Origin of the sequence: Bradyrhizobium sp. SMVTL-02 (assembly GCF_051853005.1) — a bacterium.
In the GTDB taxonomy this organism is placed as follows: Bacteria; Pseudomonadota; Alphaproteobacteria; order Rhizobiales; family Xanthobacteraceae; genus Bradyrhizobium.
In genome coordinates, this window is the sequence record NZ_CP182469.1 from 5,821,706 (window position 1) to 5,843,949 (window position 22,244).

The 22,244-nt window shown below is 63.8% G+C and carries 23 protein-coding genes and 1 pseudogene; 15 read left to right on the plus strand and 9 right to left on the minus strand.

From position 1 onward, the window contains the following. Positions 1–15: 15 nt before the first annotated feature. Together ACNJYB_RS27885 and ACNJYB_RS27890 are read left to right on the plus strand one after the other, a co-directional pair. Positions 16–825 (plus strand): pentapeptide repeat-containing protein, encoded by an 810-nt coding sequence (locus ACNJYB_RS27885; protein WP_439369729.1) that lies wholly within the window; start codon positions 16–18, stop codon positions 823–825. 26 nt (positions 826–851) lie between these two features. Next, on the plus strand, positions 852–1,199 hold the full coding sequence (locus tag ACNJYB_RS27890; protein WP_439369730.1) for a hypothetical protein: 348 nt from the start codon (positions 852–854) through the stop codon (positions 1,197–1,199). A 136-nt stretch (positions 1,200–1,335) separates the two neighbouring features. On the opposite strand, the gene ACNJYB_RS27895 is transcribed toward ACNJYB_RS27890, so the two are convergent. The 4 genes and pseudogenes from ACNJYB_RS27895 to ACNJYB_RS27910 form a co-directional block, all read right to left on the minus strand. Further along, positions 1,336–1,545 (minus strand): hypothetical protein, encoded by a 210-nt coding sequence (locus ACNJYB_RS27895; protein WP_439369732.1) that lies wholly within the window; start codon positions 1,543–1,545, stop codon positions 1,336–1,338. Positions 1,546–2,009: 464 nt separating this feature from the next. Further along, positions 2,010–2,917, minus strand: a pseudogene (locus ACNJYB_RS27900) (hypothetical protein). A gap of 25 nt (positions 2,918–2,942) precedes the next feature. Continuing rightward, positions 2,943–3,023 carry a pyrroloquinoline quinone precursor peptide PqqA gene (pqqA, locus tag ACNJYB_RS27905; protein ID WP_012029362.1) on the minus strand — a complete coding sequence of 27 codons (81 nt, stop codon included), beginning with the start codon at positions 3,021–3,023 and terminating at the stop codon, positions 2,943–2,945. Positions 3,024–3,184: 161 nt separating this feature from the next. After that, positions 3,185–3,571 carry an EF-hand domain-containing protein gene (locus ACNJYB_RS27910; protein WP_439369733.1) on the minus strand — a complete coding sequence of 129 codons (387 nt, stop codon included), beginning with the start codon at positions 3,569–3,571 and terminating at the stop codon, positions 3,185–3,187. A gap of 332 nt (positions 3,572–3,903) precedes the next feature. Between ACNJYB_RS27910 and ACNJYB_RS27915 the strand changes: the two genes are divergently transcribed. The 6 genes from ACNJYB_RS27915 to ACNJYB_RS27940 all read left to right on the plus strand — a co-directional run bounded on the left by ACNJYB_RS27915 (position 3,904) and on the right by ACNJYB_RS27940 (position 9,079). After that, positions 3,904–5,568, plus strand: a complete 1,665-nt coding sequence (locus ACNJYB_RS27915) for a methanol/ethanol family PQQ-dependent dehydrogenase (RefSeq protein WP_439369734.1) — start codon at positions 3,904–3,906, stop codon at positions 5,566–5,568. Positions 5,569–5,578: 10 nt separating this feature from the next. Continuing rightward, positions 5,579–5,935 carry a c-type cytochrome gene (locus ACNJYB_RS27920; RefSeq protein WP_439369735.1) on the plus strand — a complete coding sequence of 119 codons (357 nt, stop codon included), beginning with the start codon at positions 5,579–5,581 and terminating at the stop codon, positions 5,933–5,935. After that, positions 5,932–6,855 (plus strand): ABC transporter substrate-binding protein, encoded by a 924-nt coding sequence (locus ACNJYB_RS27925; protein WP_439369736.1) that lies wholly within the window; start codon positions 5,932–5,934, stop codon positions 6,853–6,855. The genes ACNJYB_RS27920 and ACNJYB_RS27925 overlap by 4 nt, the downstream gene beginning before the upstream one ends. Positions 6,856–7,067: 212 nt before the next feature. Next, a complete protein-coding gene (locus ACNJYB_RS27930) occupies positions 7,068–7,406 on the plus strand; it encodes an FUSC family protein (protein ID WP_439369737.1) in 339 nt (112 codons plus the stop codon). Positions 7,407–7,515: 109 nt separating this feature from the next. Next, complete coding sequence (locus ACNJYB_RS27935; protein ID WP_439369738.1) at positions 7,516–8,517, plus strand: Bug family tripartite tricarboxylate transporter substrate binding protein; 1,002 nt, start codon at positions 7,516–7,518, stop codon at positions 8,515–8,517. Between the two features lie 136 nt (positions 8,518–8,653). Continuing rightward, positions 8,654–9,079 carry a hypothetical protein gene (locus ACNJYB_RS27940; RefSeq protein ID WP_439369740.1) on the plus strand — a complete coding sequence of 142 codons (426 nt, stop codon included), beginning with the start codon at positions 8,654–8,656 and terminating at the stop codon, positions 9,077–9,079. A gap of 114 nt (positions 9,080–9,193) precedes the next feature. Here the strand turns inward: ACNJYB_RS27940 and ACNJYB_RS27945 are convergent, their stop codons facing one another. Beyond that, positions 9,194–10,162: a helix-turn-helix domain-containing protein gene (locus tag ACNJYB_RS27945; protein WP_439369741.1), complete on the minus strand. Its 969-nt coding sequence runs from the start codon at positions 10,160–10,162 to the stop codon at positions 9,194–9,196. Positions 10,163–10,676: 514 nt separating this feature from the next. On the opposite strand from ACNJYB_RS27945, the gene xoxF5 reads away from it, so the two are divergent. The 7 genes from xoxF5 (at position 10,677) to ACNJYB_RS27980 (ending at position 18,584) form a co-directional block, all read left to right on the plus strand. Continuing rightward, positions 10,677–12,479 carry a lanthanide-dependent methanol dehydrogenase XoxF5 gene (xoxF5, locus tag ACNJYB_RS27950; RefSeq protein ID WP_439369742.1) on the plus strand — a complete coding sequence of 601 codons (1,803 nt, stop codon included), beginning with the start codon at positions 10,677–10,679 and terminating at the stop codon, positions 12,477–12,479. A 110-nt stretch (positions 12,480–12,589) separates the two neighbouring features. Beyond that, the gene (locus ACNJYB_RS27955) at positions 12,590–13,081 is read left to right on the plus strand and encodes a c-type cytochrome, methanol metabolism-related (RefSeq protein ID WP_439375662.1); all 492 of its coding nucleotides are present in this window, start codon (positions 12,590–12,592) and stop codon (positions 13,079–13,081) included. A 60-nt stretch (positions 13,082–13,141) separates the two neighbouring features. Further along, positions 13,142–14,251, plus strand: a complete 1,110-nt coding sequence (locus tag ACNJYB_RS27960; RefSeq protein ID WP_439369743.1) for an S-(hydroxymethyl)glutathione dehydrogenase/class III alcohol dehydrogenase — start codon at positions 13,142–13,144, stop codon at positions 14,249–14,251. 31 nt (positions 14,252–14,282) lie between these two features. Next, on the plus strand, positions 14,283–14,846 hold the full coding sequence (gfa, locus tag ACNJYB_RS27965; protein WP_439369744.1) for an S-(hydroxymethyl)glutathione synthase: 564 nt from the start codon (positions 14,283–14,285) through the stop codon (positions 14,844–14,846). A 661-nt stretch (positions 14,847–15,507) separates the two neighbouring features. Next, entirely contained in the window at positions 15,508–15,960 is a 453-nt protein-coding gene (locus ACNJYB_RS27970) for a (2Fe-2S)-binding protein (RefSeq protein WP_439369746.1), read from the plus strand. Position 15,961: 1 nt separating this feature from the next. Further along, a complete protein-coding gene (locus ACNJYB_RS27975) occupies positions 15,962–18,274 on the plus strand; it encodes a molybdopterin cofactor-binding domain-containing protein (RefSeq protein ID WP_439369747.1) in 2,313 nt (770 codons plus the stop codon). A gap of 52 nt (positions 18,275–18,326) precedes the next feature. Then, entirely contained in the window at positions 18,327–18,584 is a 258-nt protein-coding gene (locus ACNJYB_RS27980; protein WP_439369748.1) for a hypothetical protein, read from the plus strand. A 335-nt stretch (positions 18,585–18,919) separates the two neighbouring features. Here the strand turns inward: ACNJYB_RS27980 and ACNJYB_RS27985 are convergent, their stop codons facing one another. The 4 genes from ACNJYB_RS27985 to ACNJYB_RS28000 form a co-directional block, all read right to left on the minus strand. Then, positions 18,920–20,671, minus strand: coding sequence for a methanol/ethanol family PQQ-dependent dehydrogenase (locus tag ACNJYB_RS27985; protein ID WP_439369749.1), 1,752 nt, complete (start codon positions 20,669–20,671; stop codon positions 18,920–18,922). Positions 20,672–20,788: 117 nt separating this feature from the next. Then, positions 20,789–21,442, minus strand: coding sequence for a ubiquinol-cytochrome c reductase iron-sulfur subunit (locus tag ACNJYB_RS27990; RefSeq protein WP_439369751.1), 654 nt, complete (start codon positions 21,440–21,442; stop codon positions 20,789–20,791). Positions 21,443–21,502: 60 nt separating this feature from the next. After that, a complete protein-coding gene (locus tag ACNJYB_RS27995; RefSeq protein WP_439369753.1) occupies positions 21,503–21,691 on the minus strand; it encodes a hypothetical protein in 189 nt (62 codons plus the stop codon). Beyond that, positions 21,688–22,152 (minus strand): group III truncated hemoglobin, encoded by a 465-nt coding sequence (locus ACNJYB_RS28000; RefSeq protein ID WP_439369754.1) that lies wholly within the window; start codon positions 22,150–22,152, stop codon positions 21,688–21,690. The genes ACNJYB_RS27995 and ACNJYB_RS28000 overlap by 4 nt, the downstream gene beginning before the upstream one ends. Positions 22,153–22,244: the final 92 nt, after the last annotated feature.

Genomic DNA, 22,244 nt, shown 5'->3' on the forward strand with positions numbered 1-22,244 from the left:
GCGGCGGAGTTGACGATGACGCGAACGGTCACCCTCGCAACGCATGGTCTTGCGGCGCTTGGCCTCGCACTTTTTGCGATGACGGCGGGCGCGCAGGACATGATGCGTGGCGTCGACCTTACCTCCCCGGCGATGGTCTCGGCCGAAATGACGAGGCCGGAGATCGAGGCCGTGCTGGCCAAAGCGAGCCCAGCGCAACCTGCCGATTTCACTGGCAAACGCCTGTCGGGTCTCGATCTCTCGGGGCTGGACCTATCCAGCGCGGTTCTCCGCGCCGCGCGGCTCAACAAGACAATACTCCGAGACGCCAGGCTTGACCGCGCAATCCTCGATCAGGCGTGGTTGCTGGATGCCGATCTGACCGGCGCAAGCCTGAAGGGCGCCAATCTGTTCGCCTCGCAAATGGCCCGCGCGCGTCTCGATGGCGCGAACCTGTCGGAAGCGCGCATCGCTGCCGACCTCACCGGCGCCAGCCTGGTCGGTGCCTCGATCGCGGACGCGCATCTTGGCGCCGATATGCGCAACCAGTCGATGGGGCTGATGCGCGCGGTGCTGAGATCCGCCAACCTGGAACGGCTGAACGCGCGCAACGCCGATTTGTCGCGCGTCGATCTCGAATTCGCAGTCCTCAGGGGCGCCGACCTGAGCGGCGCATCACTGAAGAACGCCCAGCTCGGCGGAGCAGATCTGACCGGCGCCACCGTCATCGACACCGATTTCAATGGCGCCGATCTCGTCTCGGCGAAGCTGATCGCCCTGAACGGCCTTGACCGCGCCAAGAATTTCGACAAGGCAAAGAACCGCGAGCGCCTGATCAGGGAATGACGGCGCGCCTATGGGAGGATCGGCTGATGCGTTGGATTCTGGCTTTGATCGCGTTGTTGACGCTTGCCGGCGAGGCGGCCGCGCAGGCCAAGGGCAAGGGCATCCGGCTCTGGAATCTGACGACGGAGACGATCTCCGGATTCCAGCTCTCGCCGGCCGGCAAGACCGACTGGGGACCGAACCAATGCCTGAACGACAAGGACAAGGAGGTCGACCACGACGAGCGGCTGCGCATCACCGGCGTCGAGCCCGGCCGCTACGACGCCAAGGTCAGCTACCCCAATGCACGGCAGTGCATCGTCCGCGGCATCGAGATCAGGGCGGACGCGGTGTTCTCGATCGCCGACAAGGATCTGAAGGACTGCACGAAGTAGCGCCCCACAAGCACCTCCCCCGAGGAGCCCGCGAAGCAGGCGTCTCGACGGATTGCTGCGAGCGAGAGCCGGGCCTGCATGGTTCGAGACGCGCTTCGCGCTGCTCGCCATGAGGATCTTTGAGTAGTGCGCCGGCTTACGCCTTGTCGTTCGGGTGCGGATATTCGCAGCGCCAGCGCACCACCTGCCATTTCGGATGATCACCGATCCATTGCGCGATGTAGGGCGGCGCGGCCATCACGCATTGGCGGGGCGAGCCCGCATAGTTGAACACCAGATGCTGCTCCTCGCAGGTCGCAGGCGAGAGCACCGCACACACGGTCACCACCAGGTCGATCGGGTTCATGCCGCAATCCCACGCAAGTCGCAATGGAGAATAGCACGATAGGTTACGTTCCAAGGAGCTGGTAGTTTCAAACGGATGTGAGGGATGAGGACCTGTTTCCCGTCCACGCTGGCGGGGAGAGGGTCAGGGTGCGGGAGTGTCTCCGCAGGGGCGGTGAAAGTGAGACTCGTGGAGAGTCCCCTCACCCAGAATTTGCTGCGCAAACTCCGGCCTCTCCCCGCGAGCGGCAGGGCTATCGCATATGACTCGTTGCGGCGGCCTGCGCGCACGCCTCGTCCTTCGAGACGGCGCTTATGCGCCTCCTCAGGATGAGGCTAATCAGCATCAGTGCCCGTGAAACTGCTGCCGCGCACTCCGTCCTCATCCTGAGGAGCCCGCCTGAAGCGGGCGTCTCGAAGGATGGCCGCGGGAAAAGTTTTCAAATGCGATTGCCCTGCCGCAAGCGCGGAGCGGCGAAAAGCGCCCTAAAAATTGACCCCGAAGACCAATCGCGCCTGATGGCGTTCGAAATTGACGAGGTCGAGATTGCCGCCTGAGCCGGCCGGGCGCCCCCAGGCCTGCATGCTCCAGCTCAGGGTCAGGCGCGACTTCTCCGATAGCTGGAAATAGGCCGTAGGCCCGACAAACAGGGCCTGGCCTGAGAACTCGCCGAGGCCGATGCCCTCATATTGCCGGAAATAGCGCATCTCGCCGCCGAGCAGCACGTTGGGCCGCACCCGCGCCAGGGCGGCAAACGCCGCGCCGATGGTCGAACTCTTCTCGGACGTCCCCGCCACCTCGAAGCGCGCCCATTCCGGCTGATAGATCAAATTGAGCGCGCCGATGACGAAGTTCGGAACGAGCTCGCGGTCGAAGGCGAGCGTGAAGTCGGTGCCGTACATCCGCCCCTTGGCGCCGCTGGTCTCGTCGATGCGGTCGCCATGGAGCTCGGCGGCGATGGTGAGACCGAACGGGGCACGCTCGCGATCAAGCAGGCGGTAGCGCAGGTCGAGCGAGGCGCCCTGGAAATTGAACTGGCGGCGGTCGTCGATGTCGGGGACGCCGGTGATGTCGTGCAGACTGGCCGTGCCGCCGAGCTCGATCCGGAAGTTCGGCAGCGGCACCACTTCGATCTCGACCTCCTGCGCGAGGCCACGATAGGTGCCGCCGCCCCTGCCGAAGCGACCCGTCGTCTGGGTCTGGAATTCGCGTTCACCGACGTTGCCGACGTCGGTGCCGATCATGAAGCCGAAGATGTGCTCGGTATCAAAACCCTCTTCGGCGCCTGCGCAAGCCGGCGCGACAGTGACGGTGCACGCGACCGCCATCCAAATTGTGTGGGCTCCAATGCGCATCCGGCGAACACTACCACGGCTCCGACGGCATTCGCCACCGAAGCCGCGGCAGGTTCGTCAGTCTTACTTGCGCGCAGCGCAGGCGTACATGTTGATTTCCATGCCGACCGGCACTTCCACGATCTTCGGAGCTTTCCAGGCCATTCGGGGTCTCCCAAGGTATTGAGCGCGACATCGCGCGGGGCAAAACCTAGGGCTGCGTCATGCACAGCGCAAGCTGGAATCGAACCGCCGATACAGCGAACTGTCGAATATTGCTTGCGAATTTCGCTCTCGTGCAAATCGCCTTCGCTCCCAGTCAAGCGCTACCGCAGCAATCGCAGCAGCGCCCGGCCGGCGCGCGAGTTGAGCTCCTTTGCATCGAGCGTTCCGTCCTTGTCTGGATCGGCCGCGTTGAAGCGCTGCTCCACCACGGACAGATATTCGTCGAGCGTGAGCGTGCCGTCACGATCGGGATCAGCGGCGGCGAGCTCCTTCGCCGTCAACCGTCCGCGCAATTCACGCGCGTCCAGCGTACCGTCGTGATCGGGATCGAGCTTGGCGAACAACGCGCTTGCGGCCTTCTTCACCTCGGCCAGATCGAGCGTGCCGTCATTGTCGGTATCGAACATCTTGACGGCGGATGCCGACCAGGCCGGTCCGGACAGAACTGCAAGCGTGAACGCAAGTGCAACAGAGCGACGCGATATCATCAAGACCTCCCAGACCAACAGCCCCGATTCGAGCGGGATCAAGCAGCATAAATCCGCAAGGCGAGCCCAGGTTCAAGCAGAATTGCAACCTGCGCGCCGCAACCTCAGGGAACCCAATGGCCCGCAACTGTGCCCAGGCAATGCATCATGTCGCGGAATTTTTCCAGCGCCTGCGCACAAGTAAGAGTCGGTTGTAAGGTTTCCGTCAGGCAACTGGCATCTGGCGCTCAACATATCGCCACCGCGATTAAGACTTTCGTATTGACGCGTTTTGCATTCGGGCGGAGTGTTGCCGTCGCGGCGTCAAAAGGCGCGCATATTGGGAGGAACGGATGAAACGCTTCGCGATGGCCGCGGGCCTCGTCATGCTTGCATCGAATTGTGCGTACGCACAGACCAACGAGCAGCTGGTCAAGGGCGCGACCGATACATCGAACGTTCTCAACTACGGGATGGGCTACAATCTGCAGCGCTTCTCGACCCTGAACCAGATCAACAAGGACACCGTCAAGAACCTCGTCCCGGTCTGGAACTACTCCTTCAACGACGATCGCAGCGAGGAATCGCAGCCGCTGGTCTACCAGGGCGTGATCTACGTGACCTCGCACAACGCGACCATGGCGGTCGATGCCAAGACCGGCAAGCAGATATGGAAATCCAAGGTCGAGTATCCCGCCGAGACGCCGCGCATCGTCTGCTGCGGCATCATCAACCGCGGCGCTGCGCTCTACGACGGCAAGGTATTCCGCACCACGTTGGATGCCAACGTGATCGCGCTCGACGCCAAGGACGGCAAGGAGCTGTGGCGGCAGAAGGCGGCCGACATCAAGGAAGGCTATTCGATGACGGTGGCCCCGCTGGTCGCCGACGGTGTCGTCATCACCGGCATCTCCGGCGCCGAGTTCGGCACCCGCGGCTTCATCGACGGTTGGGATCCGGCGACGGGCAAGCATCTCTGGCGCACCCATTCGATCCCCTCGCCGGACGAGCCTGGCGGCGACACCTGGAAGGGCGACACCTGGAAGCTCGGCGGCGGCTCGACCTGGATCACCGGGTCCTACGATCCCGAGCTGAACACTGTGTATTGGGGCATCGGCAATCCCGGCCCATTCAATTCGGCGGTGCGTCCCGGCGACAATCTCTACACCTGCGCCGTGCTGGCGATGGATCCCAAGACCGGCAAGATCAAGTGGCACCACCAGTTCTCGCCGAACAATCCGTTCGACTATGACTCGGTGGCCGAGATGGTGCTCGCCGACATGAACGTCGAGGGCAAGCCGACCAAGGTGCTGATGGATGCCAATCGCAACGGCTTCTTCTACGTGCTCGACCGCACCAACGGAAAGCTGCTCGCGGCCAACCCCTACGTGAAGGTCAACTGGGCGACCGGCATCGACATGAAGACGGGCCGCCCGATCGAGACCGACGTTTCCAAGGACGCGCGCGAGGGCAAGAAGGTGACGGTCTATCCGTCGATCCTCGGCGGCAAGAACTGGGAGCCGATGTCGTTCAACCCGCAGACCGGCCTCGCCTATGCCAACACCCTCGCCTTCGGGGGCCGGTACAAGACCGAGCCCGTCACCTTCAAGCAGGGTGAATGGTATCTCGGCATGGACCTCACCGACCTCTGGGAATGGGGTGACGGCCCGCGGGGTCATCTCAAGGCGATCGATCCCATGACCGGCAAGGCCAAGTGGGAAGCCCCCGCCGATATTCCGCGCTTCTCCGGCGTGCTGTCGACCGCGGGCGGCGTGGTGTTCACGGGCGCGCTGACCGGCGAGTTCGAGGCCTTCGACGCCGACAGCGGCAAGAAGCTCTGGCAGTTCCAGACCGGCTCCGGCATCGAGGGACAACCGGTGACCTGGCAGCAGGACGGCGTGCAGTATGTCGCGGTCACGAGCGGCTATGGCGGCGTCTACTCGTTGTTCTCCGGCGACGAGCGGCTTGCCAAGGTGCCCCCCGGCGGCTCGCTGTGGGTTTTTGCTGTCAAGCAGTAACCACGGCACGATGCTGAAAGACGCAGCTCACAACACGGTGGCTATGATCGCCACCGTCGCGGCGCTGACGGTCGCGCTGGCGGCGACCGTTCGTGCCGCGGACGATGCAACCGGTAATCCGCTTCAGGCGCAGATTGACCATGGCAAGTCGACCTATGCGTCGAAATGCTCGCACTGCCACGGCCCGAACATGATGAACTCCGGCACCATCACGCCGGACCTGCGCGCCTTCCCCGACGACAAGACGCGCTTCGTCACCACCGTGAAGAACGGCAAGAACAACAAGATGCCGCCCTGGGGCGATATCCTGAGCGACGAGGAGATCGGCGATCTCTGGGCCTTCATCTCGAGCCGGAGGAAGCCATGAGAGGCTGGCTCGCGGTGTGGGGCGTTGCTGCGCTGCTCGCGGCGGCCACCGCGCATGCGGCCGACGATCCGCTGAAAATCTGTCTCGACGAGGACCGGCCGCCGCTCTCGCTGCATCACAAGGGCGAGCCCGACGCCGGCTTCGACGTGCTGCTGGCGCAGGCGATCGCGGAGCGGATGGGACGGCCGCTGAAGATCCAGTGGTTCGAGAGCAAGCTGGACGAGGATTCCAGCCCGCAGCTCGAGGCCAATGCGCTGCTCTCCGACGGGCGCTGCGCGCTGGTTGGCGGCTATGCGCTGACGCAGGATTCCCTCGTCAAGCCGGGCATGAAGACGGCACGCCTGCCGGATTTCGCCGGGGCCACGCGCGACGACCGGCGCCGCCGCGTCGCGCTTGGCGTGCTTGCGCCGAGCCAGCCCTACATCTATTCACCGATGACGGTCGTGCTCGGGCCGAAGGCGAAAGGACGCAAGATCGCCGACATCGGCGACCTCGCCGGGCTTCGTCTCGTGATCGAGAGCGGCTCGCTCGGCGATGCCATCCTGATGACCTTCGACAAGGGACGCCTGATCGACGGCATCACTCATCTCGTCCCCGGCCGCGACGACCTCCTCGGCGCGCTCCAGCGCGGCGACCATGACGCAACGCTGATCGACCTTGCCCGCTTCGACGCCTACCGCGCTGCATATCCTGATACGGCGATCACCGCGTCCGGCTACTATTACCCGATCGGCGCCAATCGCGGCTATGTCGGGCTCGCCAGCGATCCCGCGCTGATCGAGGCGGTCAACAAGGCGCTGACGGAGCTCGCCCAGGAAGGCAAGATCGCAGAGTTCGGCAAGCAGGCCGGCCTGACCTATCTGCCGCCACGCGAGCCGGCGATCCTCGGCGATGTCTGGATGAAGATCATTCAACGGTGACGGTAAGGGCTTTCGTGCCTGGCTGCATCCAGAACACAAGACTTGGTTTTTGCGAGTAGCTGCATCAACACCGTCATTGCGAGCGCAGCGGAGCAATTCCAGAGTCCCTCGACGGAAAGATTCTGGATTGCTTCGCTACGCTCGCAAATGACGGGAGTGCAGAGGAGCGGGAGCGTACCTCTTGCGGCAGCCCGACGGCATCGACTCGCCTCGTGGCGGCCCGCAAGCTGAAGCAGCGGGCGATCGGCGCTCTCGTCGGCGTGCCGCTCGGCTTGCTCGCCGGCATGGCGCTGCCGCAGAGCCGGGTCGGCTATGCGGTCGCGGTGCTCGCGGCCACCCTCACGCTGATCTCGTTCTCCCGCTATATCGTCGGCTTCGGCCTGCGCTGCTTCTTCATTGCGCCGGCTGCGTCCTTTGCCGGCGGCGCCAGCGGCATCGCCGAGGAGCGCATCGTCAACGTCCTGATTGGCGGCACGTTCGGCCTGATTGCAGTGGCGCTGACCGAAATCGTCTGGCTGCGGGTCGTGCGAAAGGTGCGATCGTCCGGGTGACGTGCAAATGAGCACAGCCGCCTTCTCGAATGCGCCAATCTGTCTCGCCCCCCGCCCATGCCGGCGCCAGCCCGATGCGGTACCTTGGGCAAAAATCAGGGAGAGAATCATGTCCGCTAAACTCGATCGCCGCCACTTCGTCGCCGCCGGCAGCGGCGCACTCGCGATGCCCTTTGTCTCGCGCAGCGCCCCGGCGCAGGGCACATCGCAAGGCACTTGGCCATCGCGCCAGATCCGCATGATCTGCAGCTATCCCGCCGGCGGACAGACCGACCTGCTCGCACGCGCCTATGGCGAATTCATCTCCAAGCAGGTCGGCAAGACCGTCGTTGTCGAGAACAAGCCGGGTGCTTCCGGCGCGATCGGCACGGCCGAAGTTGCTCGCGCGGAGCCCGACGGCCACACCGTCCTGTGCTCGATCTCGACCACCTACATCATGAACCGGGTGGTGATGAAGAACCCGGGCTACGACATGGACAAGGATCTGACGCTCGTCAGCGTCATTCCGGGCGCCGGCCTGCTGCTGGTGGCGAACCCCAAGACCGGCGTCAAGACGCTGGAGGATTTCGTCGCCTTCGCGCGCAAGAGCGGCAAAGTGAATTTCGGCACCTACAGCGCGGGCTCGGCCCCGCACATGACGATCAACGAGCTCAACAAGCAGTACGGCCTCACCATCGAGCCGGTGCACTATCGCGGCGAGGCGCCGATGTGGACGGGCATGCTGGAGGGCACGCTCGATGCCGCCATGGGCAGCTACACGGCCGCGCAGTCGGTTCTGCAAAGCGACCGCGGCACCGTGTTCGCGGTGCATTCGAAGAAGGTCGACGCGATCCCGAACGTGAAGACGCTGCCCGAACAGGGTGCGACCTCGAAGTTCTTCACGGTGAGCGGTTTCTCGGGCTGGGCCGTGCCGAAGGCAACACCGCAGCCGGTGGTCGACCGTCTCGCCGAGCTCTGCGTCGCCGCCAACAACGATCCGAAGGTGAAGGAGGTTCTCGCGACCTTCGTGCTCGAACCCGCGATCGGTTTCAGGGAGAGCAATGCGCTGTACCAACGCGAGCTGCCGATCTGGATCGAGAGCGCGCAGTCGCTCGGCCTCGAGCCGGCCTGAATCTCGAGCCACCCGCTCGAAGCGCTCGGCCCGCCTCGCCTTCCGACCAAAGCCTAGTGTCGGGAACGCATTTTCTCACTATGATTGTGCGTCGCCGCCGGAAGCCTCGCAAGGGCGGTCAAGAAGGGCCGATCGCATGACACCGGATGCAGTCGCCGTTGGCGTTATGATCATCCTGCTCTTTCCGATGGGTTATTTCACGCTGGCATCGCCCGCCTTCCTGCTGGTGAAGCTCGATATCCAGCCCGTCGCCCAGTTGCTGCGCGGAATGTTCAATGCCCATTTCCTGGTGATGCGCGTTGCCGGTGTCGTCGGAACGGTGGCTCTCCTCCTCGACGGCCGCCTGCTCGCCGCGATGGGCGTCGGCATCATCGCGGCCCTGGCGATCGGGGGACGTCCCTGGTTCATGCAACGGATGGACGACCAGCTCAGTGCGCGGGACGCCGGCGATGCCGAGGCGCCGCGTCGGTTGCGCCGGCTGCATTGGAGCGGAATGCTGGGCAATGCGGTGCTGCTCGTCGCTCTCGTGGCCAGCATTCCCTATGTCGCGAGGGCCGCGTAACCGCGTCGGGAGAGCTCCGGCGTGCGCCTGAAGCATGATGCGGAAAAGTGCGAAGCGGTTTTCGCAAACAACAACCTACAGCGCGATGACGAGTCATCCCAATCTCATCGCGCTTTAATGTTCGCCCGAGATCGCCGTGCCCTGCTGGGCCTTGTGGATCGAGGACGGCACCACGCCGAAATATTTCCGGAACACGCGGCTGAAATGCGATGAGCTGGAGAAGCCCCAGGAGAAAGCGACGTCGGTGATGGTCTTGCCGGCGTGGGCCTCGAGCTCCTGGCGGCAGTTCTGCAGCCGGGCCTGCCAGATATAGTCGCTCACCGTGGTGCCGCGCTCGGAGAACAGCATGTGCAGATAGCGCTTGGAGCAGCCGAGCTCGGCGGAGATCTGGTCGATGCACAAATCCGGATCGCGCAGGTGCTCGCGGATGAAGAACTGCGCGCGGACATACATCGCCTCGGGCCCGACACGGTCGAACATCGTGTCGGCTTCGCGTAGCGGCAGCAGCAACAGGTCGATCAGCGAATCGGCGACGCCGACCGCGCTGTTCGCCGACAGTTTTGCCGCCTCGTCGAAAGCCGCATGAACGAAATCGTGGGCGATGCGCCCCGTCCCCGTCTTCGCCGACAGCTTGCACGCGGGCATCCGCTGCGACGGGAAGCCGCGGTCGCGCAGCAGCGCCTTCGGCACGATCACCACGTCGTGACGCGTGAAGGCGGGGCTGATGATCGAATGCGGGCAGGAGACGTCATAGGCGATGATGTCGCCCGGATTGATTTCGATGTGGCGGCCTTCCTGTTCGAAATAGGACACGCCATAGGTCTGGAAGTGGATCTTGATGTACGGGTGTTCATTGGCCTTGGCTCGCGCCATCGTGTGCGCAATGCGGTGCTGACTGACCTCGATCTGGCAGAGCTTCAGGCGCGAGACCGTGGTGTAGTCGATGCGGCCTTCGAGCGAGGACGCCTCCAGCGGATCGACGTCGAAATATCCGCACAGGCTCGTCAGCCCGTCGATCCAACTCTGGATCTGCCGCTTCGGCGTCATTCCGGTCGTCGAGAGCGTGTGAATGGTGTCGGACATTAATCCAGCCACTGGTTTGATCTGGAGATTCGACGCGAATCGCGACCAGCGCCACCGGAGCCCTCAGCCGTGATTGCGTGACGTTTACCTCGAAGTTGAGCGGTCTTCTGCAACGAGCGCCATCGTTTCATTGCCACTCTTGAAGCTTAATCCTCCGCCTTAGTTGCAGCGCCGTCAAGGGGAACCTGAGCGTTGAACGCGGTGCAAAAGGCTTACCGAAGCCGCTGAATTCGCTACTGCAAAATCAAAATCTTCATCTCCGTGCGCTGTCGAGCAAACCGCCTTCTCTCTTGGGCAAGTTTCCCGATGGCGAAGTGGTTAGGGATTGCGGCAGGAACAATAAGAACGGGCCGCTCCTGCACGTGGACCCGTGGCTCTCATCAGGAGGAGGAAACACCACAGCATCGTTTCTGGTCCCAAAGTGACCGCCCTGCACGAGCAGACGCCGGACGAGAAGCCCGGTGATTGAGCAATGCTTCGGAAACAATAAACGAGACCAACGGAGGAAATCACTATGCGCAAGGTGCTACTGGCGACCTATCTTGGCTCCGCGGCGGCTCTCGCCGTCGGCAGCGCTTCAGCCAATGACGAGCTGATCAAGATGTCGCAGAACCCTAAAGACTGGGTCATGCCGGCGGGCGACTACGCCAACACTCGTTATTCCAAGCTGAACCAGATCAACGCACAAAACGTGGGCAAGCTCCAGGTCGCCTGGACCTTCTCGACCGGCGTGCTGCGCGGCCATGAAGGCGGCCCGCTGATCATCGGCAACGTCATGTACGTCCACACGCCGTTCCCGAACAAGGTCTACGCTGTTGACCTTTCGAACGAGAACAAAATCATCTGGAAGTACGAGCCGAAGCAGGATCCGAACGTCATCCCGGTGATGTGCTGCGACACGGTCAACCGCGGCCTGGCCTATGGCGATGGCAAGATCATCCTGCATCAGGCCGACACCAACCTCGTCGCGCTCGACGCCAAGACCGGCCAGGTGGCCTGGAGCTCGACCAACGGCAACCCTGCAAAGGGTGAGACCGGCACCTCGGCGGCGCTCGTCGTCAAGGACAAGGTCCTGGTCGGCATCTCCGGCGGCGAGTTCGGCGTGCAGTGCCACGTCACCGCCTATGACCTCAAGAGCGGCAAGCAGGTCTGGCGCGCCTTCTCCGAAGGTCCGGACGACCAGATCAAGTTCACGGCTGCGACGACCTCGCTCGGCAAGCCGGTCGGCGCCGACTCGTCGCTGAAGACCTGGCAGGGCGATCAGTGGAAGATCGGCGGCGGCTGCACCTGGGGCTGGATGTCCTACGATCCCGCTCTGAACCTCGTCTATTACGGATCGGGCAATCCCTCGACCTGGAATCCGAAGCAGCGTCCGGGCGACAACAAATGGTCGATGACCATCTTCGCGCGCAACGCGGACACTGGTGAAGCCAAGTGGGTCTATCAGATGACGCCCCACGACGAGTGGGACTATGACGGCGTCAACGAGATGATCCTCTCGGACCAGCAGATCAACGGCCAGGCGCGCAAGCTCCTGACCCATTTCGACCGCAACGGTCTCGCCTACACCATGGACCGCGAGAGCGGAGAGTTGCTGGTCGCCGAAAAGTACGATCCGAAGGTGAACTGGACCTCCGGCGTCGACATGGACAAGAACTCGCCGACCTATGGCCGTCCGAAGGTGCTCGACGCAGCTTCGACCGACAAGGCCGGTGAAGACCACAACGTGAAGGGCATTTGCCCGGCCGCGCTCGGCACCAAGGACGAGCAGCCGGCAGCCTACTCGCCGGACACGCAGCTGTTCTACGTTCCGACCAACCACGTCTGCATGGACTACGAGCCGTTCAAGGTGAGCTACACCGCGGGCCAGCCCTATGTGGGTGCGACGCTCTCGATGTATCCGCCGCAGGGTGAAAGCCACATGGGCAATTTCATCGCCTGGGACGGCAAGACCGGCAAGATCGTCTGGTCGAACAAGGAGCAGTTCTCGGTCTGGTCGGGTGCGCTCGCAACCGCCGGCGGCGTGGTGTTCTACGGCACGCTCGAAGGCTACCTGAAGGCGGTCGACGCCAAGTCGGGCAAGGAGCTCTACAAGTTCAAGACTCCTTCCGGCATCATCGGCAACGTCACGACCTATGAGAACGGCGGCAAGCAGTATGTCGCAGTGCTCTCCGGCGTCGGTGGCTGGGCCGGCATTGGTCTGGCCGCGGGCCTGACTGATCCGACCGCCGGCCTCGGCGCAGTCGGCGGCTACGCGGCCCTCAGCAACTACACCGCACTCGGCGGTACGCTGACCGTGTTCTCGCTGCCCAACTAGCCCTCTCGGCATCGCTCCGGCGCGTGGATCGCTCCACGCGCCGGTTCGTCTCCACCGAACGCCTTCCGAGGAAAAATCTCTTGCGTAAAATCTGCTTTGTCGTTGCTGCGATGGTCTTCGTTGGGTCGGGAGGAATTGCGACCGCGGAGGGGCCGGGCGACCCGGCCGCCCTGAAGAGGGAAGACGACGGGAAATGGCTCGATAAGGAAGGAAACCCGACCTACAAGATTTCGGCCGACGGCACAGTGGACTGGTTCACCTATTCCGGCTACCGCCGCTATCACTCCGACTGCCACGTCTGCCATGGCCCCGACGGCATGGGATCCACCTACGCACCGGCATTGAAGGATTCGGTCAAGGCCATGAGCTACGGCGACTTCCTCGGCGTGGTCGCCTCCGGCCGCAAGAACATCTCGACGGCGCAGGAAAACGTCATGCCGGCCTTTGGCGACAACCCGAACGTCGCCTGCTACATGGACGATCTCTACGTCTATCTGCGCGCGCGCTCCAGCGAAGCCTGGGGCCGGCAGCGTCCCTCCAAGAAGGAAGAGAAGACGGAGGCCTACACCAAGGCCGAAGACGCCTGCATGGGCAAGAAATGAACCTTACGAGGACTGCCGAGACTACGTCCTGGCGTCTTGTGAGAATTTGAGGAGCTACCGATGAAGACACGTGCCGCCGTCGCTTTCGAAGCCAAGAAGCCACTCGAGATCGTCGAAGTTGACCTGGAAGGGCCCAAGGCCGGCGAGGTCCTGGTCGAGATCAAGGCAACGGGCATCTGCCACACCGACGCCTACACGCTCGACGGCTTCGACAGCGAGGGAATCTTCCCGTCGATCCTGGGCCATGAGGGCGCCGGGATCGTTCGCGAGATCGGCCCCGGCGTGACCTCGGTGAAGTCGGGCGACCACGTCATCCCGCTCTACACGCCGGAATGCCGGCAGTGCAAAAGCTGCCTGAGTCGGAAGACCAATCTCTGCACCGCCATCCGCGCGACGCAGGGCAAAGGCGTGATGCCGGACGGCACCAGCCGCTTCTCGTACAGGGGCAAGCCGATCTACCATTACATGGGCTGCTCGACGTTCTCGAACTTCACCGTGCTGCCGGAGATCGCGATCGCCAAGATCCGCGAGGACGCGCCGTTCGACAAGAGCTGCTACATCGGGTGTGGCGTCACCACCGGCGTCGGCGCAGTCGTCAACACCGCCAAGGTCGAGCCGGGCGCCAACGTGGTCGTGTTCGGCCTCGGCGGCATCGGATTGAACGTCATCCAGGGCGCCAAGATGGCCGGCGCCGACAAGATCATCGGCGTCGACATCAACGACTCCAAGGAAGATTGGGGCCGCCGGTTCGGCATGACCCACTTCGTGAACCCCAAGAAGGTCACCGGCGACATCGTCCAGCATCTGGTCGGCCTCACCGACGGCGGCGCCGACTACACCTTCGACTGCACCGGCAACACCACCGTGATGCGCCAGGCGCTGGAAGCCTGCCATCGCGGCTGGGGCACCTCGATCATCATCGGCGTCGCCGAGGCCGGCAAGGAGATCGCCACGCGCCCGTTCCAGCTCGTCACCGGGCGCAACTGGCGCGGCACGGCGTTCGGCGGCGCGCGCGGCCGCACCGACGTGCCGAAGATCGTCGACTGGTACATGAACGGAAAGATCCAGATCGATCCGATGATCACCCACGTGCTCAAGCTCGAAGAGATCAACAAGGGCTTTGACCTCATGCATGAGGGCAAATCCATCCGTTCAGTCGTCGTATACTAGCCCAAAGTCATCACACCCAGGAGGATCGACCATGACTGTTGCACTCCATCCATCGATCGACAACGGCGTCAAGCAGGGTAGCGGCAGCTTTGCCGGCGGCACTCTGGTCTGCAAATGCAGCGACCATCCGGTCAAGGTCGGCATCAAGGGCGACGTCGCCCACAACCACGCCTGCGGCTGCACCAAGTGCTGGAAGCCGCAAGGTGCGACGTTCTCCGTCGTCGCCGTGGTGCCGCGCCAGAACGTCACCGTGCTCGAGAACGGCGACAAGCTCCAGATCGTCGACCCCTCGGCGGTGATCCAGCGCCATGCCTGCAAGGCCTGCGGCACGCACATGTACGGCCGCATCGAGAACAAGAACCATCCGTTCTACGGTCTCGACTTCATTCATCCCGAACTGTTCCAGGAGCAGGGCTGGCAGGCGCCGCAATTCGCCGCCTTCGTCTCCTCGGTGATCGAATCCGGCGTGAAGCCGGAGCAGATGGCCGGCATCCGTTCGCGGCTGAAGGAAATCGGCCTTGAGCCCTATGACTGCCTGTCGCCGGCGCTGATGGACGCGATCGCGACCCATGTGGCCAAAGCCAAGGCCGCTTGAACAAGGCCGCTTGAACAAGGCAGCTTGAACTGAGCAGGCCGCCTGAGCCGGCGGCCCGCGCTATCGCCACGCCGATCGCTGGTTCCCCCTCCTCCACTCCCAGCGAACCGGACGGGCTGGCGCCCGGACGATTGCGGCGAAGCCGCCTCCTCGCCGTCGATGGATTGGCGAGAACTGTCGGCTCCCTCAGTCCTGGTCTCTGAATGACTGCGCAGGGCCGCCCACTTCCTGCTTGAGGTTCGCGGTCCCTGCGTTCTCCCTCCCTCGACCGAGGCATCCTGCTTCGTCCGCGCGGTTTTCCCGGCGGACGAAGCCTTGTTCTTCGTTGCCCATCTGCGGGCGCACAGTGCGCGTGGCGTGATGTCGCGCCCTGCTTTTGACAAACCATCGATGCAATCTTTTCCCGGTGAGAACACTCGGCTGTGAACGCCGGGTCGGCGCGATCTCTGCTACGCTCGCACCGTCACGATGCCGCACGAAGCTCAAAACAATCAAGAACAAGACGGGAGGTATCGAGTACATCCAGACATCGCTATCGGCCTTCCTGCCTCCCTCCGGGATTTGCCCGTGCGGGACAACGGCAGGGATGCGACGCACGGACCACGGCCCGCCGACATCGGCGGATTTGAATTTGCATGCTTATGAAGAGCGAGGGACGATCATGATCAAATTGAAGATCAATGGCCAGGAACAGAGCTGGGACGGCGACCCGGATCTTCCGCTACTCTGGTTTTTGCGCGACGAGGCCGGGCTGACCGGCACCAAGTTCGGCTGCGGCCAGGCCCTGTGCGGCGCCTGCACCGTCATCATCGACAAGCAGGCCGTGCGCGCCTGCATCACGTCGGTGAACGACGTCGCCGGACGCGAGGTCACGACGATCGAGGGGCTGCACCCGAGCGGCGATCACCCGGTGCAAAAGGCCTGGCGCCAGGTCAATGTGCCCCAATGCGGCTTCTGCCAGACCGGCCAGATCATGCAGGCCGCGGCGCTGCTGATGGACAATCCAAAGCCGTCGCACGATCAGATCCGCGAGGCGATGGCCGGCAACATCTGCCGCTGCGGCTGCTACCAGCGCATCGAGAACGCGGTCCATCTCGCATCGACGGGAGTGTGACATGAATTTCATCGACAATCCCCGCAAGCTTCGCGGCTTCGAAAAGCATATCAGGGTCGAAAAGATCTCGCGCCGCAGCATCCTGAAGGGGCTCGGCGTCACCGGTGGCTTCGTGCTTGCCGCCCCCGTGATGTCACGCCAGGCGCTCGCTTATGAGACAGGCGCCGGAAAGATGCCGCACGGCGTCGTGGTCGATCCGCGCGTGTTCGTTTCGGTCGCGTCTGATGGCATCGTCACCATCGTCGGGCACCGCTCCGAAATGGGCACCGGCGTGCGCACCAGCCTGCCGCTGATCGTGGCCGAGGAAATGGAAGCCGACTGGTCCAGGGTCAAGGTGCAGCAGGCCCATGGCGACGAGGTCAAATTCGGCAACCAGGATACCGACGGCTCGCGCAGCACACGGCACTATCTGATTCCGATGCGCCAGATCGGCGCCTCCGCCCGCACCATGCTCGAGCAGGCCGCAGCGAAGCGCTGGGGCGTGCCGGCGACCGAGGTCAAGGCCGTCAATCACGAGGTCGTCCACAGCGCCAGCGGTCGCAAGCTCGGTTTCGGCGAGCTTGCTGCCGACGCCGCCAAGGAATCGGTGCCGAGCATCGAGGGCCTCAAGCTGAAGGACCCCCGGGATTTCCGCTATCTCGGCAAGGGCCAGGTCGGCATCGTCGATCTGCACGACATCACCACCGGAAAAGCGCAATACGGCGCCGACGTCCGCTTGCCCGGCATGAAGTACGCCGTCATCGCGCGGCCGCCGGTGACCGGCGGCAAGCTGGTCAAGTTCGAGCCGGACGAGGCGCTGAAGGTGCCCGGCGTCGAAAAGGTGATGCAGGTGCGCGGCTGGCCGTGGCCGTCGAAATTCCAGCCGCTCGGCGGCGTCGCCGTGATCGCGCGCAACACCGGCGCGGCGATCAAGGGGCGCGACGCGCTGAAGCTGACCTGGGACGATGGCCCCAACGGCAAGTACGAGTCGGCCGCGTATCGCAAGGAGCTCGAGGAGGCCTCGCGCAAGCCCGGCCTGGTCCTGCGCCAGGAGGGCGATGCGGACGCCGCCCTGAAGGGCGCCGACAAGGTGATCGTCGGCGAGTACTACATCCCGCACCTCGCCCATGTCAGCATGGAGCCGCCGGTGGCGGTGGCCGACGTCAAGGGCGACAAGGCCGAGATCTGGGCGCCGGTGCAGAGCCCGGGCGGGACGCGCGAGGATGTCGCCAAGACGCTCGACATTCCGGAAGCGAACGTCACCGTCCACGTGACGCTGCTCGGCGGCGGTTTCGGCCGCAAGTCGAAATGCGACTTTGCGCTCGAAGCCGCCCTCCTGTCGAAGGAGCTCGGCGCGCCGGTGAAGGTGCAGTGGACGCGGGAGGACGACATCCACAATGGCTTCCTGCACACCGTCTCGGTCGAGCGCATCGAGGCGGGTCTCGACAAGAGCGGCAAGGTGGTCGCCTGGCGCCACCGTAGCGTCGCCCCCAGCATCGCCTCGACCTTTGCGGCCGGCACGGTGCATCAGGCGCCTTTCGAAATCGGCATGGGCCTCGTCGACATGCCGTTCGAGATCGCCAACATCTCTTGCGAGAATCCGGAGGCGGCCGCGCACACCCGCATCGGCTGGTTCCGCTCGGTCTCGAACATCCCGCGCGCCTTCGCGGTCCAGTCGATGGTCGGCGAGATCGCGCAGGCCACGGGCCGCGACCAGAAGGAGACGCTACTCGCGCTGATCGGAAGTCCGCGCATCGTCAAGCCGGCGGTGAAGGACCTCTGGAACTACGGCGAGCCCTTCGACAGTTACCCGATCGACACCGCGCGCCTGCGCAAGGTGGTCGAGCTGGTCGCCGAGAAGGGCGAATGGGGACGACAGGTGCCGAAGGGGCACGGCCTCGGCATCGCCGTGCACCGCAGCTTCGTCAGCTACATCGCGACCATCGTCGAGGTCGCCGTCGATGAGAAAGGCAAGCTGACAGTGCCGCGGGTCGACACCGCGATCGACTGCGGCACCTATGTCAACCCGGAACGCATCGCCTCGCAGATCGAGGGCGCGGCGATCATGGGCCTGAGCATCGCCAAATACGGCGAGATCACGTTCAAGGACGGCAAGGTGCAGCAGAAGAACTTTGACGACTTCCAGGTCGTCAGGATGGACGACTCTCCTGTCGTGACCAACGTCTATATCGTGCCGCCCGGCCCGGACACGCCGCCGAGCGGCGTCGGCGAGCCCGGCGTCCCCCCGTTCGCACCGGCGCTGATCAATGCCATCTTCGCGGCGACCGGAAAACGCATCCGAAGCTTGCCCATCGGCAAGCAGTTGGAGGCGTGAAGGAACGGAGGCGGCCTCACGCCGTTTCCATCGATCTGACAGGAGCAGATCGATGATCAACATCTCAAAGGCGCTCGCAGTCTCGCTGTCGGGCGCCTTTCTTTTGACGACCGCGGGCGCATTCGCCCAGACCAACACCACGCCCCCGGCCACGGCCACGCGCCCCACCGCGCCGGACCAGAACTCGCTGCCCAACGCCAACGCCCCGCCGGCGTCGACGACCCAGACCACCGGGCAGCACAATCCGGATCCGAAGGTTCGGGAGATGAACCAGAAGGAGAAGGACAAGGTGGAGCGCGAGGGGAAGTAACGATTTGCGGTGGGCATTGATGCGCCCTCTCCCCTTGCTTGCGGGAGAGGGCAGCGACGCTGAGAGATCCGCACTCGCTTGGGTGAGGGGTTTGTCTCCGCGAGCCCAAGTCGCGATGAGTGTGCGCGGATAGACCCCCTCATCCGGCGCCAAAGCCGAAGCTTGACTTCGGCGTTCTCAAGTACGGCGGCCGAAGGCCGCCTATGCCGCCTTGTCCCACAAGGGGCGAAGGGCAGGAAAGCACGATGACCACCACGCAAGAATGCGGCGGACGTTGCCGTCCGCCGCATTCGCCACCCCCCTGCTGCTCCGCCTTCGTCGATCCGCCCGCGGAGCTATTTCTTCAGCGCGAACACCCAGATCACGCCGCCCTGCGGCACATTGGCCTCTATGCCGATGTTGTTGGTCACCAGCGCATCCTGGATGCGCTGCGCGTCCACGCCCCATCCCGACTGGATCGCGATGTACTGGGTGCCGTCGATCTCATAGGACACCGGCATGCCCATGATGCCGGAGTTGGTCTTCTGCTCCCACAACAGCTCTCCGGTCTTGGCGTTGAAGGCACGGAAGTTGCGGTCGTTGGTACCGCCGGCGAAGACGAGATCGCCCGCGGTTGCCGTGACCGATCCGAACAGCTGCGACTTCGGGAAGTTGTGCTGCCACACCTTCTTGCCGGTGACGGGATCCCACGCCTGCAGCTCGCCGAAATGATCAGCGCCAGGCTTTGTCTTCAGCCCGATGTCCTCGGGCTTGGTACCGAGCCAGAGCTCACCCGGCTTGAGCGCAACCTTCTCGCCGGTGAAGCCGCCGCAGAAGTTCTCGTTGGCGGGCACGTAGACCAGCTTGGTCCTTTCGCTGTATGCCGCCGACGGCCAATCCTTGCCGCCCCACAGCGATGGGCAGAACTCGACGCGCTTGCCGATCCCTGGCTTGTGCGCGGGATCGACGATCGGCTTGCCGGTCTCGGCATCGATGCCCTTCCACACGTCGGTGGAGACGAACGGCCAGCCGGCAACGTAATTGATCTTGGTCGGCGTGCGCTCGAGCACCCAGAAGATCGCGTCGCGCCCCGGATGGACCAGGCTCTTGATGTTGCGGCCATCGCGTTGCAGGTCGATCAGCATCGGCGCCTCGACCTCGTCCCAATCCCAGGAATCGTTCTGGTGATACTGGTGATAGGTCTTGATCTTGCCGTTGTTCGGATCGAGTACCAGCACCGAGGAGGTGTAGAGATTGTCGCCCGGATGAGTCTCGCCGGGCCACGGCGCCGCATTGCCAACGCCCCAATAGATCGTCTTGGTGTCCTTGTCGTAATTGCCGGTCATCCAGGCCGAGCCGCCGCCGTTCTTCCAGTCGTCGCCCTGCCAGGTGTCGTGACCGGGCTCGCCTTCACCGGGAATGGTGTAAGTCCGCCACAGCTCCTTGCCGTCCTTGGCGTCATAGGCGGCGACATAGCCGCGCACACCGAACTCGCCGCCGGAGCCGCCGACGATAACCTTGCCGTCGACGATCAGCGGCATCAGGGTCATGTACTGGCCCTTCTTGTAGTCCTGCACCTTGGTGTCCCACACCACCTTGCCCGTCTTGGCATCGAGCGCGACGACGTGATCGTCGGTGGTGGCGAGATAGAGCTTGTCCTCCCAGAGGCCGACGCCGCGGCTGGTCGGATGCAGCTGGAACAGATCGTCGGGAAGCTGCCGCTTGTAGCGCCAATATTCGTCGCCGGTCTTCGCGTTCAATGCGATGACCTGCCCCATCGGGGTCGCCACGAACATCACGCCGTTGTTGACGATCGGCGGCGCCTCGTGGCCTTCGACCACGCCAGTGGCAAAGGTCCAGACCGGCGTGAGATTCTTCACGTTCGAGGCGTTGATCTGGTCGAGCGGGCTGTAGCCCTGCCCGTCATAGGTCCGGCGGTAGAGCATCCAGTTGCCGGGTTCCGGATTTTCCAGCCGCTGCGCGGTCACCGGCGAATAATTCTCGATCGGACCGGCCGTCGCAGCGGTCGCGGCAAAACAGGTGAAGGCGACAAAGCCGGACAGGTACCATTGCTTTCTGGTGATCGACGTTTGCTTGGACGTGTTCATGGACGTTTCCCTTTTTCATCCGTCTGAATTCTTGTTTTGAATTCTGTCGTTCGTCCCGTCGTCCGCCCCTGGGCGGATTGCGGCCTCTCGTGACGGGGGCATACCCCGCACGGTCCATTATCCCGGCTGCGCGCCACCTACCTTTCCGATGAAGTTGCCAGCGACGCTGAGCGAGCCGTCAGCGAGCGCCAGCGGCAGCGCTGCCAGCCGCCGCGGCGCCGGCCCGAACACGACCTTCGCACCCGCGCGAGGATCGTATTCGGAGTTGTGGCACATGCACTTGAACACCTCCTTGTCGCCGACATCGCTCTTCACCCAGGCGGTGACGGGACAGCCAGCATGCGAGCAGATAGCCGAATAAGCGAGGATGCCGTCGACGGCACGCTCGCGGGTCTTTTCGTCGAGCTCGGCGGGATCGAGGCGGATGATGAGGATCTCGTTGAGCCGGGACGCGCTGCGCACCACCGATGTCTTGGGATCCTTCGGCCAGGCGTGCACCGGCGGCCCGCCTGCTTGCAGGTCGGCCAAGATGACCGGCTTTCCTTCCTGGTCGCCTTCGGAGAAGACGAGCACGTCGCCCTTCTGCGGCCGTTCGTCGGAGCCGAGCGGATCTTCGCCGGCGCGCGACTCCTTGGAACAGCCGAGGCATGCGGTAGTCGCGAGTGCACCGAGCAGCAGTGTTCGCCGCGTCTGCTCCGTGCCCGCGACGACCTCAGGTTCCGCAGCACTCTCGGACGGTGAAGATGTGGTGTTGAACAATGCGCCAGCCATGCCGGTAGCAGGCGCCGGAAGTCTGCCAAAAACAAGGCGGGGACTTGGCGCCGCAATGCATCAATATGGCTTTGCTCGCATTGATTGAACGTGAATGAACACCGGCAAGCGCGTTTTCGCAGCTTCTACATCGCATTGCGCGAACGGCATGATGATTTTGCAGATCAGATCGATGCTGCTGGAATTGGTGCAGCGCGCCACCACGCGATGCGGACTGTAACTTTCGCCGGCAGGAATTTTGTATTTCACGATCTGAGCACGTGACGCGGCGAAGCGATGCGGCCCGCGACAGTTGCCGACGCCATCTCAAAACTGTCGGCGATGCGACGCGCCTTGTCGATAAGGAGCCCGGCTGCCGGAGGTGGGAAGACTTCGCGTGCGGTCTGTTCGAACAGATCGAGCCAGCGATCGAAATGATCGCCGACCAAGCTCAGCGGCAGGTGCGAGCGCATCGGCGAGCCATGGTAGCGGCCGCTCATCAGCACCACCGACGACCAGAAATCCTCGAGCTTTGCGAGATGCTCGTCCCAATTTTGCACGATCGCGAACACCGGCCCCAGCAGCGCGTCCTCGCGCGCGCGCCCGTAAAAGCGGGTGACGAGTTCCCCGATCATCTCTTCAGTGATCCCGGTGCGCTCGATCGCATCCTGGGTCAACAGGTTCCGCCGCGCGGACGCAGCTTCCCGCCCGGCCTTCGGTCGATCCGACATCCTTTGGTATCCGTTCCGTTGTTCCCGCGAGGTCGCCCGCTCGACATTGTCGGGCCAATCGCTACGTCCGTCTTTGTCGCAGCGCAAATGCG

Excerpts from the sequence above, each read along its gene's own strand:
- ACNJYB_RS27940 (WP_439369740.1), top strand. The coding sequence starts at position 8,654 with ATGACACCGGATGCAGTCGCCGTTGGCGTTATGATCATCCTGCTCTTT.
- ACNJYB_RS27910 (WP_439369733.1), bottom strand. The coding sequence starts at position 3,571 with ATGATATCGCGTCGCTCTGTTGCACTTGCGTTCACGCTTGCAGTTCTG.
- ACNJYB_RS27945 (WP_439369741.1), bottom strand. The coding sequence starts at position 10,162 with ATGTCCGACACCATTCACACGCTCTCGACGACCGGAATGACGCCGAAG.
- ACNJYB_RS27955 (WP_439375662.1), top strand. The coding sequence starts at position 12,590 with ATGGTCTTCGTTGGGTCGGGAGGAATTGCGACCGCGGAGGGGCCGGGC.
- ACNJYB_RS27895 (WP_439369732.1), bottom strand. The coding sequence starts at position 1,545 with ATGAACCCGATCGACCTGGTGGTGACCGTGTGTGCGGTGCTCTCGCCT.
- ACNJYB_RS27980 (WP_439369748.1), top strand. The coding sequence starts at position 18,327 with ATGATCAACATCTCAAAGGCGCTCGCAGTCTCGCTGTCGGGCGCCTTT.
- ACNJYB_RS27935 (WP_439369738.1), top strand. The coding sequence starts at position 7,516 with ATGTCCGCTAAACTCGATCGCCGCCACTTCGTCGCCGCCGGCAGCGGC.
- ACNJYB_RS27960 (WP_439369743.1), top strand. The coding sequence starts at position 13,142 with ATGAAGACACGTGCCGCCGTCGCTTTCGAAGCCAAGAAGCCACTCGAG.
- pqqA (WP_012029362.1), bottom strand. The coding sequence starts at position 3,023 with ATGGCCTGGAAAGCTCCGAAGATCGTGGAAGTGCCGGTCGGCATGGAA.
- ACNJYB_RS27925 (WP_439369736.1), top strand. The coding sequence starts at position 5,932 with ATGAGAGGCTGGCTCGCGGTGTGGGGCGTTGCTGCGCTGCTCGCGGCG.
- ACNJYB_RS27985 (WP_439369749.1), bottom strand. The coding sequence starts at position 20,671 with ATGAACACGTCCAAGCAAACGTCGATCACCAGAAAGCAATGGTACCTG.
- ACNJYB_RS27970 (WP_439369746.1), top strand. The coding sequence starts at position 15,508 with ATGATCAAATTGAAGATCAATGGCCAGGAACAGAGCTGGGACGGCGAC.
- ACNJYB_RS27990 (WP_439369751.1), bottom strand. The coding sequence starts at position 21,442 with ATGGCTGGCGCATTGTTCAACACCACATCTTCACCGTCCGAGAGTGCT.
- xoxF5 (WP_439369742.1), top strand. The coding sequence starts at position 10,677 with ATGCGCAAGGTGCTACTGGCGACCTATCTTGGCTCCGCGGCGGCTCTC.
- ACNJYB_RS28000 (WP_439369754.1), bottom strand. The coding sequence starts at position 22,152 with ATGTCGGATCGACCGAAGGCCGGGCGGGAAGCTGCGTCCGCGCGGCGG.
- ACNJYB_RS27975 (WP_439369747.1), top strand. The coding sequence starts at position 15,962 with ATGAATTTCATCGACAATCCCCGCAAGCTTCGCGGCTTCGAAAAGCAT.
- gfa (WP_439369744.1), top strand. The coding sequence starts at position 14,283 with ATGACTGTTGCACTCCATCCATCGATCGACAACGGCGTCAAGCAGGGT.
- ACNJYB_RS27885 (WP_439369729.1), top strand. The coding sequence starts at position 16 with ATGACGCGAACGGTCACCCTCGCAACGCATGGTCTTGCGGCGCTTGGC.
- ACNJYB_RS27890 (WP_439369730.1), top strand. The coding sequence starts at position 852 with ATGCGTTGGATTCTGGCTTTGATCGCGTTGTTGACGCTTGCCGGCGAG.
- ACNJYB_RS27915 (WP_439369734.1), top strand. The coding sequence starts at position 3,904 with ATGAAACGCTTCGCGATGGCCGCGGGCCTCGTCATGCTTGCATCGAAT.
- ACNJYB_RS27920 (WP_439369735.1), top strand. The coding sequence starts at position 5,579 with ATGCTGAAAGACGCAGCTCACAACACGGTGGCTATGATCGCCACCGTC.